Raw genomic sequence first — 1,059 nt, forward strand, 5'->3', positions numbered from 1 at the left:
AAGTTTCTCTAGGTATGCTATGGAACGGTTCTGCGTACATGGCTCGCCAAGAAGGTGCGACCATTGACATCATTTGGCCAGAGAAAGGCGCTATCGTCTGGATGGATAGCCTAGCAATTCCATCTGGTGCTAAGAACGTAGATGCGGCACACAAGATGATCGACTTCCTACTTCGTCCAGAAAACGCAGCAAAAATTGCGCTTGAGATTGGTTATCCAACACCAGTGAAAACCGCTTACCCACTGCTACCAAAAGAATTCGCTGAAGACCAAAATGTTTTCCCACCACAATCTGTAATGGACAACGGTGTATGGCAAGATGAAGTTGGCGAAGCAAGCGTTGTTTATGACGAGTACTTCCAAAAATTAAAAGTAAACAACTAGTTTATTTTTAATTGGCAATGAAAGCGGCGTTAGCCGCTTTCTTTTTATCTAAACTTTATATAGGATTAAATAAACAATACGAAGTGCGATTTAATATGACAGCGAACCCTATATTATTGATTGTCACTCTAATGCTACTCGGCTCTTTTGTGATGCTTGGCCTTAGCTCGGTGACAGATATTGATTCAAATTACGACCTATTCTTTGAAACAAACACGCTGATCATTGTTATCTATGTCTACGCTGTTGCACGTAAAACTATTCTCCCTCATAAGGTTTTACACTTCGGTGCTCTGCTTCTTATCTTCAATTTATGTTATGACGTCGCTACAGAGCTTGAGAGGCTGGATCAGTGGGCAGACCGTCATGAACTCATCGATACCTTTCTAGAAGACGGATTGCTACAGATTGCCTTTCTGCTTATTGCAATTGGTATTACTCAACTCACCTCCTCCATCAAAGCCCAGAGCCATATTGACGAACTAACAGGTCTGTTTAATCGTAAAAACTTCGACATCATTACACTTGACGAATTTGATGTGCTCTACCTAGATCTCGATGGTCTTAAACGCGTTAATGACCTTAAAGGACACAACGTCGGAGACTTAATGATCGTGCGTTTTTCTCAAGTGCTTCGCCAAGCGGCCGTTCAAGAAGAGTTGCTGTTTCGTATCGG

2 protein-coding genes are annotated in these 1,059 nt (G+C 42.1%); both read left to right on the forward strand.

The annotated features are described in order from the left end of the window. Nucleotides 1-383: extracellular solute-binding protein (locus KIV40_RS27295; RefSeq protein WP_285352328.1), on the forward strand; the 383-nt coding region annotated here is incomplete at its 5' end. A 95-nt stretch (nt 384-478) separates the two neighbouring features. Next, a partial coding sequence (locus tag KIV40_RS27300) for a diguanylate cyclase domain-containing protein (protein ID WP_285352330.1) occupies nt 479-1,059 on the forward strand: 581 nt, incomplete at its 3' end.

Source organism: Vibrio sp. D173a (genome assembly GCF_030248475.1).